This window comes from Roseomonas aeriglobus, assembly GCA_016937575.1.
Taxonomy (GTDB): Bacteria; Pseudomonadota; Alphaproteobacteria; order Sphingomonadales; family Sphingomonadaceae; genus Sphingomonas; species Sphingomonas aerigloba.
Map to the genome: position 1 here is coordinate 1 of JAFHKN010000006.1, position 13,110 is coordinate 13,110.

Sequence of the window (13,110 nt, forward strand, 5' to 3'; positions counted from 1 at the left end):
ACAAGCAGCTGGAAGCGTGCGGCGAGGCGCCCTTCTACACGCTCGGGCCGCTCACCACCGACATCGCGCCGGGCTACGACCATATCACCAGCGGCATCGGCGCCGCGATGATCGGTTGGTACGGCACCGCGATGCTCTGCTACGTCACGCCCAAGGAGCATCTGGGCCTGCCCGACCGCGACGACGTGAAGGTCGGCGTGGTGACCTACAAGCTCGCCGCCCACGCCGCCGACCTGGCAAAGGGCCACCCCGCCGCCAAGCTGCGCGACGACGCGCTGAGCTGCGCCCGCTTCGAATTCCGCTGGCGCGACCAGTTCAACCTGTCGCTCGATCCGAGACGGCCGAGCAATACCACGACCAGACGTTGCCCGCAGAAGGCGCCAAGACCGCGCACTTCTGCTCGATGTGCGGGCCGAAGTTCTGTTCGATGAAGATTACCCAAGAGGTCCGCGACTTCGCGGCGAAGCAGAATGCGCCGGTCGAGACCTTCGTTGCGGCGGAAGAGGCTGAGGCGGGGATGAGGGGAATGGCAGAGTCCTATGCCGCCCGAGGATCAAACCTCTACCTACCTCAAATTAAAAGATCATTGAGGTTTGCGTCGTTTCATCGAGACGGATCATGCCTACAAGCAGCCATTGATTCTGCGTGCCAAACTCGGCGTTTCTTCTTTTGGGTGCTAAAACCTAAAACAAGGCCAGCAGCCATGTATTCGTCCTCGTACTTCCGTTTGAGGGCGGCTATGGCTGCTTGCCGGCCATAGGCCCGCTCAAACCGCATGAATGCGGCAGAGGTTTCCCAATCGTCGCAGTCATGCTTACGGTCTTTTCCGTCCTCATCGCGCCACTTCGCAACAAAGCGCATTGGGCAGGGAGTAAGCGGCTTTGCTGTCGCATCAAACATGGAAAGCTGATTAGCCAACTCTCATGTTTGACTGCCTCATCTGCAATTTCGGATGAGGATTTTGGGTGAGCTTCAAGTAATAGGCTTCTGGGCCGGATCAGAGTCAATGACTCTCGATGGGCATCTGCATCTGCGAACGATGCACGTATCAATGGCTGAAGAAAACTTGCACGCTCGGTATTTTTCACTGAACCTGAAACTTTGAGCGATTCGGGAATAACCTTTTGACTTTCTTGGCGGATATCTTCTTTGGATTTTGTAAATTGATATTGTATCCAATCCCATCGCTTAAATTTCTGCCCTCAGCTAAAATTCGGAATGGCACCGGATACTGTCTGCGCCATTTTCTATCCCGGCCCACGCCGGCGCAACAAAGTCTCAAAATATTTGCTAGAGCGATGAGGCTGCGCTTGATCAGAATGAAGCATTCGTCGTTTGCTGCCGCCATTAGCCGCTCCGAGACTGACGCCGAGGTGCCTAGCTTTGATCCCAAGGCGATTTTCGAGAGCTTCCGCTACGATCTTTCGATGACAATCGTGGTGGTCTCGCTCAAAACACATCAGACATACGCTACTTGACTGTGTCAACTGTTCAATTTTGTCTAGCGCATCGGCTGCGGCGTCCGTCTTCATGACCTCGCCAAAAATTTCCTGAAACAACTGCCTCTGGCCACTGCGGGCGGCAGCCCGTCCTTCTGCCGGATCACCTAGCTGGCGAAGATGCATACAAGATGCCTGCTTCCGAGAGGGCTTCGCTTAAGCTAGTCTTGGAAAATCCTGGCCGGCGCGACTGCGCACGATCCCGAATGTCGACGAGTACGGTTGTACCTGCCAACCGCAAGGTCGCGATAAAATCTGGAAGCGTGGATCGCTCGTAGCCTATGGTTGCCAGCATGTCGTCACTCCAAACTTCGTGACGGGCCCATACAGATATTCGCTTAACCATCAATGATGCGTGGCTAGGCTCGAATCAATAATGATACCGGCACTGCGCCACCTGCAGCACCTGCTCGACTCCGCTGCCAGCCACCCGGTACACCAACCGATGCTCGTGGCTGATCCGGCGCGACCACCAGCCTGACAGGTTGCCGCCGAGCGGTTCGGGCTTGCCCGTGCCCTTGAACGGATGCCTGCGGCATTCTTCGATCAACGCATTGATCTTCGCGAACAGCTTCGCGTCAGACTGCATGTCGAGATATTCGGCCCAGGATCGCGACGAGAACCGGACGTTCACGGGCGGATCAGCTCATGCTCCTCGCCGCCGCCCGCCTCAAGCTCGCGGATGCTCTCCAGCAATCGCTCTGCATTCTTTGGCGAGCGCAGCAGATAAAGCGTCTCTTCAATCGAAGCCCATTCGCTCGCCGAAATCAGCACTGCCCCCTCCTGTCCGCGCTGGCGGGTGATGGCGAGGGGGGCGCGGTCGGCGACGACCTTGTCGATCATCGACTTCAGATTCTCGCGGGCTTCGGAATAGCTGACGGCGTGCATGCACTTTATATGGACAATTCCTTGTCCAACGTCAATGTGGGCGCCGTGCCCCACCTCGCCCACATCAACCTGGTCGTCCGCGACTATGATGAAGCCCTCGCCTTCTACGTCGGCAAGCTCGGCTTCAACCTCGTCGAAGACAGCGCACAGCCCGAGCAGGACAAACGCTGGGTCGTCATCCGCCCGCCCGGCGCCGGCCCGCACGCAACCACCATCCTGCTTGCCCGTGCCGCGACGCCCGAGCAGGCGCGCGGGTCGGGGATCAGACAGGGGCGGGTCGCCGTCTTCCTTGCCACCGACGATTTCGACCGCGACCATGCCCGTTTCACCGCCGCGGGCGTGACGTGGGTCCGGCCGCCGGTCGACCAGCCCTATGGCCGCGTCGCGGTGTTTGCGGACCTCTACGGCAATCTGTGGGACCTGATCGGCCCCGCGCCGGGCGGGCGCTTCGGCGGGCTGACGCCGGCGCGGGACAGGCGAGGCCGAGCGCGCTACGACGTCGCCCATGCTCACCATCCTGCCCTATACCGACGCCCTCGCGCCCGCGTTCCGCGACATCAACACGGCGTGGATCGCCGACATGTTCACGCTCGAACCGCATGACGAGCATGTGCTGTCGCACCCGCGCGAGGCGATCATCGACCGGGGCGGGGTCATCCTGTTCGTCGCGCATCCGGATCACGGCGTCATTGGCGCGGGTGCACTGATGCCGACCGGCGGGGGTGCGTATGAGCTGACCAAGATGGGCGTGCGCGCCGACGTCCGCGGCTCGGGCGCCGGGGCGGTCCTGCTCGACGCGTTGATCGCGCGGGCCCGGGCGCTGCCCGATCTCACCATGCTCTATCTGCTCACCAACAGCGCCTGCGCGGCGGCGATCCACCTCTATGAGCGCGCCGGCTTCGTCCATGATGCCGAGATCCGCGCGCGCTACGGCGCGACCTAATGCGCGGTGCGACGTCGCGATGCGATTGTCCGAAGGCTGAACCCACGCGAGCCGACGACCCGCCTCATATCGCTCTCCGGCGCTGGGTCGGAGGGGTTGCCGGCGCAAGCCCCACCCCCACGAAACCCCAGGGCTCGCAACGGCGCCGGGGCACGGGCGGTTTGCCCCCTTCAAATGTTGGAATTTGTCTGATCTACGCTGGTCGATGGACCAGACACCGCCCGCGCCCGTAGCGCCACCGCCCGCCCCACCCCGCCCGAACGCGCCCGCTGGACGCCGGGCGCGGCAGCGGATTTTTCTGACCGCGTTGCTCGACAGCGGCTGCGTGTCGCAGGCCGCGCGGCGGCGGGGATGTCGCGGTCGAGTGCGCATCGCCTGCGCGCGCGGCTGGCCGGCACGCCCTTCGTCCGCCACTGGGACGCGGTGCTCACCGAGCATGCGCGGCGGCTGGCGATCCCTTCGCGCGTCCGCCTGCGCCGCAGCGCCCGACCGCCGGCGGCGCGCCGGGGCCCCGCGGGTGAGAACGAACGGGCGCGGCACCGGCGCGGCATCGTCGCCCGACCGGCGCCGGGCTGGCGCAGGGGTGTTCGCGTCGGTCTCGCACCGGTGTCGCGTCAGTGTCGCGCCGGTGTTGCGCCGGTGTCGCCCGGGCGTCCCGCCGGCGGCGCATCGTCCGAGAAAACGCGCATTGGCGGCAACTTCGTCAACTTCGGCTGCGGCCGGGGTGCGCGTCAGTGCGGATGCCCGATCCGATACGGCCCGCTGCGCAACCGCGACGCGGCCCCCTTCCAGCGCAGCGCGACGCGGCCGCCCTCGACCAGCGCATCGACGGCGGCGTGGACCGCGGGCATCTCGGCCCGCCAATCCGCCGCCTGCCCTTCGCCGTCGCCAGCACGCGGGCGGCTTCGCTGGGGCAGATCGTCGCGTCGTCGGCGCGGGCGGCGAGCAGGGTCAGCACGGCCTCGGTCGGGGTCATGCCGCCCGTTCTGCGCCCGCTACCGTGCGTCGAGCAAGACCGATGCGCGGTCCAGCCAGGCGTCGAGCAGCACGATCGCCTTGTCGCTGGCGCGCACGAACGACCGGCGGCCGTCCTGCGGGTCGCGCCGCCGCTCGATCAGCCCGCGCTGCTCCAGCTCGCGCATGCGTCGGAGCGCCGTCGAGGTCGCGGCATTGGCGCCGATGCACACGCTCGACACCGCCAGGATGCGCCCCTCGCGCTCGGCCTGGTACAGGTCGAGCATATGTCCCAGGCGGGTTCGCCGAAGAGATCGCGGTCGTCGCCGAACATCTGGTCGCGGGCGCGGCGCAGGCGATAGAGCTTGCCGGCCAGGTCCGGGTGGCGGGCACAGCTGGATCGCAACAGGCGTTGCCGAGCGCTCGCCAGCATCTCCTCGATCTCGCCGATCGTGCCGAGGGCTTCCTGCGCACTCGACACATTGGGGTGGCGCCCCGCGTTCATGTCAGCTCCCGGCGACAGCGCCCGGTTCCACGGCGGATCCTCGCCATACCGCCGCACCCGTGCGCGGTGCCGCCAGGCCCCCACCGCCAGAATGATCGGATTGGGATAGCTCCAGGCGGCAAGCGCCACCGAATAGGACCAGGGCCGCAGCGTCGGCGACAACATCAGGAGGTGCGTGACGACCGTGTTGACCAGGACAGCGGCCATCCACATCGGCCAGTATCGCTGCGCATAGACCGACAGGATCAGGACGCAGGCCAGCATCGCGGCATCGACCGCCAGGATGCCGGTCTCGATCACCTTGAACCGCTGCGCCCCGGCGGTCGGGACCAGCTGCGAGGCGACGACCGCGCCGAGCAGCACGGCCACCCCGATCCTTTCCGGCACCCCGCCCCGTATCGCCGCGTAGAGGGAACACGAGACGAGCAGGGCCAGATAGAAGAGGACGTTCATCGTGCACGATCGAGCCTTTGTCTGCAGCGACTGTCAATGCGGTCATCAGGCGACCGCGGCGAGCGTCGGCAGGGCGCCGTGGGTTTCCTTGCCGTCGGGCGTCTCGAAGATGTCGCCCTGGCCCAGCACGTCGTGACGGATCGCCGCGGCTTTCAGTTCGCCATGCGCGCTCTTGATGTCCTTCATCGCAGCGAAGACCTTGCTGGTCGCATCGCCGATATAGTCGACCGCGCGCTGCGCCTCGAGCGGAAGGAAGGTGCCGTCGGCGCGCGCGGTCAGCACGGCGGTGCCCATGGCGAGGACCTTGAGCGCGGCCTGGTTGGCGGCGAGCTCGGCCGGCTGGAGCGACCGGGCGATGCGGACGGCCGCAATCGTCTTGGGAGAAGGCATGACGGATCTCCTTCGCGGCCACCCCTTGGCGACCGCGTCGATGGTTTGCACTGTTCGGAAAGGTCAGAAGACCAGGTCGTGAAGAGCCCGGAGCCCGTTCAGGAAATTCGCCGCCGCCAGGAGCATCGCCAGCGACAACGCCGCGATCCAGCCCAGACGGGCGGCAGGTTCCAGATCATTATACTGCCTCCCTTGCCGGAGGAACGGGAGCCGCAGCCTGGGGCGGCGGTCGTGTCCGGCTGGGGTCATTATGGCTGCAATCGGGGCCGGTTCGGCAAGCCCGGCCGGCTGGGTATCCAATGGCTGGGTATCCCCGGCAGCCGGCGCCTCCGCCGCCTCCTCGGGCAGGGTCGCCGGTTCCAGTGCAAGCGCGCGCGTCTCGACCGACCCGGCGCCCCCTTCCTGCGCCGCGATCGCATCCCACCGGCGCGCCGCATCGCGCCGGGTGGCGACCCCAAGGGTGCGGATCGCCCGCTTGAGATGCAGGTCGACGGTGTGGTGGGAAATGCCGAGCTCGGCAGCGATCTCCTTCGACGACAGCCCCTGGCCGACCAGGCGCAGGCAATCGATTTGCCGGTCGGTCAGTCGCAGGGGATCGTCAGCGGACATCGTCCGCACTTTGCGCACAAGCCGGCGCCGATCTCAACCGAAGTGACGTCGACCGCCACATCGAATGCAAAATTTTTCGGACTCTCGGAACTGCAATCCGGTTCGAACCAGGACAGGTCGAAGCGACAGCTTCGCGTTCAAGCCGTCGATGGCGCCGTCTTTAGTCCGGCCCGCCCATATCGCCAATCGGAACTTCCGCCAGCAGGCGGTGTCGGTGTTCGACGCAGGCGTGGGATCGGGCGCGACAAAAAGATCGACGCGCCCGGCCTAAGGGACGGATCGTCGTTACGGTCGGGGACGGTGTCCTTCCCGACTTTGAGAACAAGGCATACACGCCGAACAGTACCCAAAGCACCATTTTAATCAGGAATTTAGCTCTAATATTTCAGAGTGATCGGCTTCATCGCATGCTACTAATGACATTTGCATAAGAGCAAAATTGGATACAAATTTAATTTGCATTACGTCAAAATAATCAATAGAGAATCGGCGTAATATTTTCAGCAGACAATTTCAAATAATTGACGCCCGACGATCAGGCTAAAAAAGGTAAAACATAAGGAAGTTATACTCCTATCTTCAAGCGCCGCACCGGCAATCGTAAGGCTCGTGGCTGCTGCATAGCCCACTAAACGCGTAAGAGATTGCCCCAACTTGCAACCATATTTGGACAACCGAGCGCAGCACAACCGGCGACATGCGTTGATACGGCTGAAACTATCCCTCGTAGCAACTGCCTTTACGCTTTCCGCAGGGGGAGCAACGGCCGCATCGTCGTCTGCCCGAATCCGCCAGTGCAATGCTTCGGAGTCGGTGGCAAAATGGGCCATCCCCAAAGCCTTCATCGGAGCGACGGTAATTTATCGCTTCTCGGACGGATCATCGAGCAAATTTGCCACACAGCTGAAGAACGCCTCCGCCACTACCGTATCAAGGTCGGAGTATTTCATCCGACCGGGCAGCGCTATGCTCGGTCAAAAGGGCGACTATTCGCGATCTTTATTCGGCATACTGTCATTGCAGGATGGGGTACCCGGGGACTTTATCTATCGCCGATGGCGGTACGGTGCGGCGGCGGATGGTATATGGCACGCCCCCGTCGGGCAGATCACGTCCATACCTTTTGATGAATACTCGAACATCAACGGATCGCCGCGGACCATCAATGGCCAGATGCGGGTGAAGCTCCTGGGTTGCGCTGACATAAGGACTGGCCAGCTTACCGAAGCTGCGAAGGTGTTCCGGGTGGTCCGTCCCGTCAGGGTCCGGGATGTCAGATCAGTACCGGCGGTGGAAAGCATCACGATACAGGATCTGCGATATTACATCTCGATCCGTCATGGTCTCATGCTGCGTCAAGATGGAGTGGGTGGCGCCACGATTATCGATCAGATCCTACGGTGAACGGACAAAGACGAGGCGTGATGTTTGGAAATCCCGTCCGGCCGTTGCTTCCGCTGATCCTTCTTACCTTGCTGTCCTGTTCGGACCGTGAAGATCAGCAGCGCTATGAAACGATCGACGTTCAGCGCGGCGACTTACGAGACATCGTCCAGGCCGTCGGCGATGTCCGCCAGCCCATCGAGATGATGGTGCCGGTTCTTGCCGACGCGCAGGTCGTGTCCGTTTCCGCCCGACTGGGTGATCACGTCGTAAAGGGACAGCCGCTTGCGCGCCTTTCGCTGCGTGAACCATCCGACGCTGCGAACGACGCTTCGATTGATCTCGAACAGGCGCGCATTGCGCTTGAGATCGCCCACAATCGGCAGGCGAAGGCTGCGGCGACCTTTGCCGGCGTCAAGCAGCTTCATGAAAAAGGGTTCGTTCCGAATGCGCGATTGGCTGCGGAAGCAAAGGATCTCGAGTCCGAGCAACTCAATGTTCGCAGTGCGGAGCGCAAGCTGGCGGCGTTGACGTCGAGAACATCCCGCCTGCGGACCCGGGTCGCTGAGCAGGAAATCCTTCGATCACCCTGTTCCTGCACGGTGGAGGATGTTTCGATCGTACCGGGTCAGATCGTCGGTCCCTCGCTCGCCGATGCGTTCTACCTGGCGGGCGGCGGCGACGCGCTTCAGGTCAAGGTAAAGGTCCCCGAACAGGATCTTGCGCGGGCACAGCAGGCGGAAAACATACGGTTCAGCGTCGATACGGCTCCAAACGAGACTTTTCCTGCGACCATCGCCTACATCAGCAACCGCCCGATCAAAGAGGGTCGGTTCATTTACTATACGATCTCGCTGTCGTTTACGCGTTCGAACCCGACCATTCGCCCCGGTATGACAGCCAATGTCGAGTTCGTGAATGCCGATGCACGCAACGTACTGAAGGTGCCGGTGAAGGCACTGTATTTCCGCCCCCCTGACTATATTCCGCTGATGACGCCCTCGATGACGAAGGCGCTGCAGAGTGCGAAAGATGCCGAGGAACGGCGACTGGCGATCGCTATGGGGGAAGGATATGAATTCGGCTTTCTGTTTTCGAAGGGGCTGCGGCGAATCTTCGTGCTGGAGGGCGGAAAGCCCGTTCGACGGCTGATCCGGGTAGGTGAACAGGGAGAGGATGTCTTTGCCGCGATCAGCGGCCTGCGGCCCGGCGAGACGGTCGTGCTGGGCGAGGCACGCCGGGTCCCTCCGAAAGAAACATGAGCCCGCTTATCGAAGCGCGCGGCGTCAGTCGCCGGTTCGGATCCGGCGCTACCCAAACGACCGCGGTGGATAGTGTCGACTTCGATCTGCATGCAGGCTCGTTCGTCGGCGTGATCGGGCCGTCGGGCTGCGGGAAATCTACCCTGCTCAACCTGATCGGTCTGCTCGACGCGCCGAGTGCCGGTACGCTGCGGATCGGCGAAGAAATCGTGACACCCGGCAAGCTGGATCGTCGCATCGCGCGTCTACGGCGGGACCGGATCGGCTTTCTCTTCCAGGATGCAGGGTTGCTGGCGAATATGTCGGTCATCGGCAATCTGACGCTGCCGCTGCGCTACATGGGCTGGTCCGGCAAACGAGCCCGGGAGAAGGCCTTCATGAAGCTCGCGGAGTATCATCTGCATGGCTTCGCAGACAGGCCGGTCGACAATCTGTCGGGTGGCGAGCGACAGCGGATCGCACTGCTGCGTGCGCTTCTGAAGGAGCCAGCGATCCTCATCTGCGATGAGCCGACGGCGTCGCTAGACGAGGCGAACAGCCTCGCAGTCATCGACGCGCTGGCCGCATCCGCAAGCCGCGGAACCTTGGTCGTGTGTTCCACCCATGACCCGCTTGTCATGGGCCGGTTGTCGCGTCGCCTCGCTATGCATCGGGGACGTCTCGAGGCGGATGAATGAACATCACGCTGCAGTCGGCGCTTTGGGGCATCGGCTCCGCCCGCTGGCGGAGTGGGACGATATTGATCACGGTCATGTGTGCTGTGAGCTCGGTCTTCTTCTGCACCGCGATCATCGGAGGCTTCGATGACATCCTGCGTCGGATGAGCTTCGGACGCTCTGCCTTTACGCTAACGATTCGTGCGAACGAGATCACGAACGAACGAGTAGGCCCGCCGAGTCTGGATGATCTGACATTCCTTCGCCAAGCCATGCCGCGAGCGACGGAAGCGGCGACTTGGACGACGGGCCGAGCTGCAGTCCGCTTCGAAAACGGCGCCGCCAATATTCCGGTCTATGGCGTGCTCGGTCAGTATCGGTCCGAACTGGATACGCCGCTTGCATCAGGCCGGTGGTTTACCGAAACCGAACTGGAGGAGAATGCGCGCGTCTGCCTGCTCGGTAGTGGCGCGGCAGATCAGCTCGGCGATGGCGCGACCGTGGGTCGAACGCTGCATCTTTCAGGCGTGAGCTGCGAAATCATCGGCGTGTTGCGATATCCGGATACACGTCCGGCGCGTCGTTTCGTCGACGCGGCGATCCTGCCCTTCCAGATCGTCAAACGATATTTTGGCCAGGAGGAGGAGCCGCGGCGAGCGGTGAGTTGGCTTACGCTCTTCTTTCCGGAAGGCGAAGACATGGCGGCCGCGCGAACGAGCGCAGACACGCTTCTGCGAAAGCGTCACGGTGTGCCGCAGACCCGGCTTTCGCCCTATCTCTTCGACGATCCCGAGGCGAGCGTCCGTGATCAGGAACGTCAACGGAACATGGTGGCGCGATTGCTTGCAAGTATCACGGCCATAGTCATCCTCGTCAGCGTCATTTGCTATTGCGCCGTGACGATCGCCGCTTGCCAACTTCGCCGGCGCGAATTCGCGATCCGGATGGCAATGGGTGCGCTCCGCCATAACGTCGCGCGACAGATCATCATCGAGAACCTTATTCTCACGATCGCGGGCTCGTTTCTCGGTGTGGCCTGCGGCTATTTACTGGCCCTCGTGGCGAGTTCTGTCTGGGACTGGCCGATCGCGATTTCCTGGCGGTATGCAGCCGCCCTAATCGCGTGCAATTTGGGCCTCGCCGCGTGTATCGGAAGCTATGGTGGGTGGTTAGCGGGCTCGACGCCCCCGGCCTCCGCGGCAAGATGACGTCACCGGACCGGAATGCCGGCCCGAGCCGCCGCGCCAAGCCGTCGGTTCCTCGAGGGACATTCGAACAATCCCGAACGCTTCCAGCTCGAAGGAAGCGCCGCAGCTTCATGCTGTCCGGCCAGCGCGGGATGCCGCCACTTCAGGAAATGGCGAGGGTTCGGATGCTCGCTGATATCAGGAAAGGGCGTCAAAAGCGCCATCCGGATCTAGGCGCGATCGCTACCTGATACCGCAATCGAAGATGGATGCCCGACAAGGATTCGAACCTTGATTGACGGAGTCAGAGTCCGCTCTCTTACCATTAGAGGATCGGGCAACGATCCATTGGGAGGCGGGCCTCTAGTCGCAAGTCGTCGAGGCTGTCAACCACTTATGCGGACGTCTCTTGTCGATCGTGCGATGAACCGTTACCTTCGCATCCAAGCACCGAACGACCGGTTCGCGGTCGTGACGGACGAGAACGATAAGAAGAAAGTTACGGCCGTGGGGGATGTTTCCGCCCGAGGGCCGTACGGACCGCGTGCCCACGCGCCCCGTCCGGCCCCACGATCGCCAGCGCATGGCCGCTGGCCGCAGGCGCGGCATTACGCCGCGCTGGATCTTGGCACCAACAATTGTCGCCTGCTCATTGCCCGGCCGCAGGGCCAGGGCTTCGCGGTCGTCGACGCCTTCAGCCGGATCGTTCGGCTGGGCGAAGGCCTCGCTGCGACCGGTCGCCTGAGCGACGAGGCGATCGAGCGGACCATCGCTGCCTTGCGGGTGTGCGCCGACAAGCTGAAGCGCCGCGACGTGGCGCTCGCCCGCTCGGTCGCGACCGAAGCGTGTCGCCGAGCTACCAACGGCCCGGAGTTCATCCAGCGTGCGTACCGCGAGACGGGCATCATGCTGGACATCATCTCGGCAGAGGAAGAGGCACGGCTGGCGGTGCTCGGCTGCCACGCGTTGATCGAGCCGGGCGAGGGGGCGGCGCTGGTCTTCGACATCGGCGGCGGGTCGACCGAGCTGGTCCTGGTCGACACGCGCAGCGCGGTGCCGACCGTGCTCGACTGGCACAGCGCGCCCTGGGGGGTGGTGTCGCTGACCGAAAGCGCGGCGAAGGACGGCTATGCCGCGATGCGCGCACTGGTGCGGGCCAGCTTCGCGCCGTTCGCCGGGCGCCTGCCACGCGACGTCGAGCGGCGGCGGTTGCTGGGCACATCGGGCACGGTGACGACGCTGGCCAGCGTACACCTCGGCCTCGACAGCTATGACCGCTCGGCGGTCGACGGACTCATCATGCCGGCGGGCGCGATGCGCGACGTCAGCCGACACATCGCCAGCCTGGACGTCGCCGGCCGCGCCAAGGTGCCGTGCATCGGCCCCGAACGCGCCGACCTGGTCGTCGCGGGCTGCGCCATCCTGGAGGAAATTCTGGACATCTGGCCCGCCGAACAACTCGGCATCGCCGACCGCGGCATTCGCGAAGGCATCCTGCGCCGCCTGATGGGGACCCGCCAGTGAGCCGGGGCGGCAGCGGCGGGCGGACCCGCGTCAAGACCGCGCGCGGACGGACAGCCCAATCGACCCGCTGGCTCGAGCGGCAGCTGAACGACCCGTACGTGAAGCGCGCGAAGGCGGAAGGCTATCGCAGCCGCGCGGCGTACAAGCTGACCGAACTCGACGAGCGATTCACGATCCTGCGCGGGGCGAAGCGGGTCGTCGACCTGGGCATCGCGCCGGGTGGATGGGCGCAGGTCGTACGCAAATACTGCCCCAAGGCCGCGATCGTCGGCATCGATCTGTTGCCGGTCGACCCGATCGACGGCGTCACCATCTTCCAGATGGACTTCATGGACGACAAGGCGCCCGACGTGCTGATCGAGGCATTGGGCGGCGCGCCGGACCTGGTCATCTCCGACATGGCGGCGAACACCGTCGGCCATCCCCAGACCGATGCATTGCGCACCATGGCCCTGGTCGAAACCGCGGTCGCCTTCGCGATCGACGTGCTGGAGAAGGGCGGCACCTTCGTTGCGAAGGTGTTCGCAGGCGGCGCGGATTCGGCGCTGGTGGCCGAGATGAAGCGCAATTTTACGAGCGTGAAACATGCCAAGCCCCCGGCCAGCCGGAAGGGGTCGAGCGAATGGTATGTCGTGGCACAGGGATTCAAGGGGAGGGCAGCGGAATAGCGCAGCTATTCCGCGTCACGGCCCGACCCACGGCCGGCGTCGCCTAAGCGACGACCGACGACGCGGCTTCGCCGCGGCGGGGCCATGACCGTTACGCTTCCGTCGTTGGGTGCCGAGCGAAGTCGAACCACTGTCCCTGTTCCACATTACGCCCGCGCATCGCCGGCGGCACGAAGAACGGTGGTTCGA

19 protein-coding genes, 1 tRNA gene and 1 pseudogene are annotated in these 13,110 nt (G+C 63.6%); 9 read left to right on the forward strand and 12 right to left on the reverse strand.

Annotated features, from left to right (window positions below; genetic code table 11):
• A pseudogene (locus JW805_20475) lies at positions 1-565 on the forward strand (phosphomethylpyrimidine synthase ThiC).
• A 38-nt stretch (positions 566-603) separates the two neighbouring features.
• On the opposite strand, the gene JW805_20480 reads toward JW805_20475, so the two are convergent.
• The 6 genes from JW805_20480 to JW805_20505 all read right to left on the reverse strand — a co-directional run bounded on the left by JW805_20480 (position 604) and on the right by JW805_20505 (position 2,387).
• Positions 604-900, reverse strand: coding sequence for a hypothetical protein (locus JW805_20480; protein ID MBN2974374.1), 297 nt, complete (start codon positions 898-900; stop codon positions 604-606).
• Between the two features lie 184 nt (positions 901-1,084).
• A complete protein-coding gene (locus JW805_20485; GenBank protein MBN2974375.1) occupies positions 1,085-1,348 on the reverse strand; it encodes a hypothetical protein in 264 nt (87 codons plus the stop codon).
• Complete coding sequence (locus JW805_20490; protein ID MBN2974376.1) at positions 1,248-1,625, reverse strand: DUF488 domain-containing protein; 378 nt, start codon at positions 1,623-1,625, stop codon at positions 1,248-1,250. The genes JW805_20485 and JW805_20490 overlap by 101 nt, the downstream gene beginning before the upstream one ends.
• A complete protein-coding gene (locus JW805_20495; protein MBN2974377.1) occupies positions 1,603-1,794 on the reverse strand; it encodes a DUF488 domain-containing protein in 192 nt (63 codons plus the stop codon). Before JW805_20495 ends, JW805_20490 begins: the two co-directional genes overlap by 23 nt.
• Positions 1,795-1,869: 75 nt before the next feature.
• Positions 1,870-2,133, reverse strand: coding sequence for a Txe/YoeB family addiction module toxin (locus tag JW805_20500; GenBank protein MBN2974378.1), 264 nt, complete (start codon positions 2,131-2,133; stop codon positions 1,870-1,872).
• Positions 2,130-2,387, reverse strand: coding sequence for a type II toxin-antitoxin system prevent-host-death family antitoxin (locus JW805_20505; GenBank protein ID MBN2974379.1), 258 nt, complete (start codon positions 2,385-2,387; stop codon positions 2,130-2,132). Before JW805_20505 ends, JW805_20500 begins: the two co-directional genes overlap by 4 nt.
• Before the next feature lie 9 nt (positions 2,388-2,396).
• Between JW805_20505 and JW805_20510 the strand changes: the two genes are divergently transcribed.
• Both JW805_20510 and JW805_20515 read left to right on the forward strand, forming a co-directional pair.
• Positions 2,397-2,990: a VOC family protein gene (locus tag JW805_20510; protein MBN2974380.1), complete on the forward strand. Its 594-nt coding sequence runs from the start codon at positions 2,397-2,399 to the stop codon at positions 2,988-2,990.
• Positions 2,968-3,330 carry a GNAT family N-acetyltransferase gene (locus JW805_20515; protein MBN2974381.1) on the forward strand — a complete coding sequence of 121 codons (363 nt, stop codon included), beginning with the start codon at positions 2,968-2,970 and terminating at the stop codon, positions 3,328-3,330. Before JW805_20510 ends, JW805_20515 begins: the two co-directional genes overlap by 23 nt.
• 703 nt (positions 3,331-4,033) lie before the next feature.
• On the opposite strand, the gene JW805_20520 is transcribed toward JW805_20515, so the two are convergent.
• The 5 genes from JW805_20520 to JW805_20540 all read right to left on the reverse strand — a co-directional run bounded on the left by JW805_20520 (position 4,034) and on the right by JW805_20540 (position 6,241).
• The gene (locus JW805_20520; protein ID MBN2974382.1) at positions 4,034-4,306 is read right to left on the reverse strand and encodes a DUF3253 domain-containing protein; all 273 of its coding nucleotides are present in this window, start codon (positions 4,304-4,306) and stop codon (positions 4,034-4,036) included.
• Positions 4,307-4,325: 19 nt separating this feature from the next.
• Complete coding sequence (locus JW805_20525) at positions 4,326-4,517, reverse strand: winged helix DNA-binding protein (GenBank protein MBN2974383.1); 192 nt, start codon at positions 4,515-4,517, stop codon at positions 4,326-4,328.
• The gene (locus JW805_20530; protein MBN2974384.1) at positions 4,445-5,242 is read right to left on the reverse strand and encodes a hypothetical protein; all 798 of its coding nucleotides are present in this window, start codon (positions 5,240-5,242) and stop codon (positions 4,445-4,447) included. The genes JW805_20525 and JW805_20530 overlap by 73 nt, the downstream gene beginning before the upstream one ends.
• A gap of 45 nt (positions 5,243-5,287) precedes the next feature.
• A complete protein-coding gene (locus tag JW805_20535) occupies positions 5,288-5,632 on the reverse strand; it encodes a hypothetical protein (GenBank protein ID MBN2974385.1) in 345 nt (114 codons plus the stop codon).
• Positions 5,633-5,695: 63 nt separating this feature from the next.
• Positions 5,696-6,241, reverse strand: a complete 546-nt coding sequence (locus tag JW805_20540) for a helix-turn-helix transcriptional regulator (GenBank protein ID MBN2974386.1) — start codon at positions 6,239-6,241, stop codon at positions 5,696-5,698.
• An 813-nt stretch (positions 6,242-7,054) separates the two neighbouring features.
• Between JW805_20540 and JW805_20545 the strand changes: the two genes are divergently transcribed.
• Genes JW805_20545 through JW805_20560 form a run of 4 tightly spaced genes read left to right on the forward strand, consistent with a single transcriptional unit; the run spans position 7,055 to position 10,750 of the window.
• Complete coding sequence (locus JW805_20545) at positions 7,055-7,645, forward strand: hypothetical protein (GenBank protein ID MBN2974387.1); 591 nt, start codon at positions 7,055-7,057, stop codon at positions 7,643-7,645.
• Positions 7,646-7,665: 20 nt separating this feature from the next.
• A complete protein-coding gene (locus JW805_20550) occupies positions 7,666-8,886 on the forward strand; it encodes an efflux RND transporter periplasmic adaptor subunit (protein ID MBN2974388.1) in 1,221 nt (406 codons plus the stop codon).
• Complete coding sequence (locus JW805_20555; protein MBN2974389.1) at positions 8,883-9,563, forward strand: ABC transporter ATP-binding protein; 681 nt, start codon at positions 8,883-8,885, stop codon at positions 9,561-9,563. The genes JW805_20550 and JW805_20555 overlap by 4 nt, the downstream gene beginning before the upstream one ends.
• Positions 9,560-10,750: an ABC transporter permease gene (locus JW805_20560; protein MBN2974390.1), complete on the forward strand. Its 1,191-nt coding sequence runs from the start codon at positions 9,560-9,562 to the stop codon at positions 10,748-10,750. The genes JW805_20555 and JW805_20560 overlap by 4 nt, the downstream gene beginning before the upstream one ends.
• A gap of 245 nt (positions 10,751-10,995) precedes the next feature.
• Here the strand turns inward: JW805_20560 and JW805_20565 are convergent.
• Positions 10,996-11,069 (reverse strand) — tRNA-Gln (locus JW805_20565).
• An 83-nt stretch (positions 11,070-11,152) separates the two neighbouring features.
• Between JW805_20565 and JW805_20570 the strand changes: the two genes are divergently transcribed.
• Positions 11,153-12,253: a Ppx/GppA family phosphatase gene (locus tag JW805_20570; protein MBN2974391.1), complete on the forward strand. Its 1,101-nt coding sequence runs from the start codon at positions 11,153-11,155 to the stop codon at positions 12,251-12,253.
• Entirely contained in the window at positions 12,250-12,921 is a 672-nt protein-coding gene (locus tag JW805_20575) for an RlmE family RNA methyltransferase (GenBank protein MBN2974392.1), read from the forward strand. Before JW805_20570 ends, JW805_20575 begins: the two co-directional genes overlap by 4 nt.
• The last annotated feature ends 189 nt before the right edge of the window (positions 12,922-13,110 follow it).

Bases quoted from the DNA above. Each gene is read 5' to 3' on its own strand.
- JW805_20480 (MBN2974374.1), bottom strand. From the start codon at position 900: ATGTTTGATGCGACAGCAAAGCCGCTTACTCCCTGCCCAATGCGCTTT.
- JW805_20485 (MBN2974375.1), bottom strand. From the start codon at position 1,348: ATGGCGGCAGCAAACGACGAATGCTTCATTCTGATCAAGCGCAGCCTC.
- JW805_20490 (MBN2974376.1), bottom strand. From the start codon at position 1,625: ATGCATCTTCGCCAGCTAGGTGATCCGGCAGAAGGACGGGCTGCCGCC.
- JW805_20495 (MBN2974377.1), bottom strand. From the start codon at position 1,794: ATGCTGGCAACCATAGGCTACGAGCGATCCACGCTTCCAGATTTTATC.
- JW805_20505 (MBN2974379.1), bottom strand. From the start codon at position 2,387: ATGCACGCCGTCAGCTATTCCGAAGCCCGCGAGAATCTGAAGTCGATG.
- JW805_20510 (MBN2974380.1), top strand. From the start codon at position 2,397: ATGGACAATTCCTTGTCCAACGTCAATGTGGGCGCCGTGCCCCACCTC.
- JW805_20515 (MBN2974381.1), top strand. From the start codon at position 2,968: ATGTTCACGCTCGAACCGCATGACGAGCATGTGCTGTCGCACCCGCGC.
- JW805_20520 (MBN2974382.1), bottom strand. From the start codon at position 4,306: ATGACCCCGACCGAGGCCGTGCTGACCCTGCTCGCCGCCCGCGCCGAC.
- JW805_20530 (MBN2974384.1), bottom strand. From the start codon at position 5,242: ATGAACGTCCTCTTCTATCTGGCCCTGCTCGTCTCGTGTTCCCTCTAC.
- JW805_20535 (MBN2974385.1), bottom strand. From the start codon at position 5,632: ATGCCTTCTCCCAAGACGATTGCGGCCGTCCGCATCGCCCGGTCGCTC.
- JW805_20540 (MBN2974386.1), bottom strand. From the start codon at position 6,241: ATGTCCGCTGACGATCCCCTGCGACTGACCGACCGGCAAATCGATTGC.
- JW805_20550 (MBN2974388.1), top strand. From the start codon at position 7,666: ATGTTTGGAAATCCCGTCCGGCCGTTGCTTCCGCTGATCCTTCTTACC.
- JW805_20555 (MBN2974389.1), top strand. From the start codon at position 8,883: ATGAGCCCGCTTATCGAAGCGCGCGGCGTCAGTCGCCGGTTCGGATCC.
- JW805_20560 (MBN2974390.1), top strand. From the start codon at position 9,560: ATGAACATCACGCTGCAGTCGGCGCTTTGGGGCATCGGCTCCGCCCGC.
- JW805_20570 (MBN2974391.1), top strand. From the start codon at position 11,153: ATGAACCGTTACCTTCGCATCCAAGCACCGAACGACCGGTTCGCGGTC.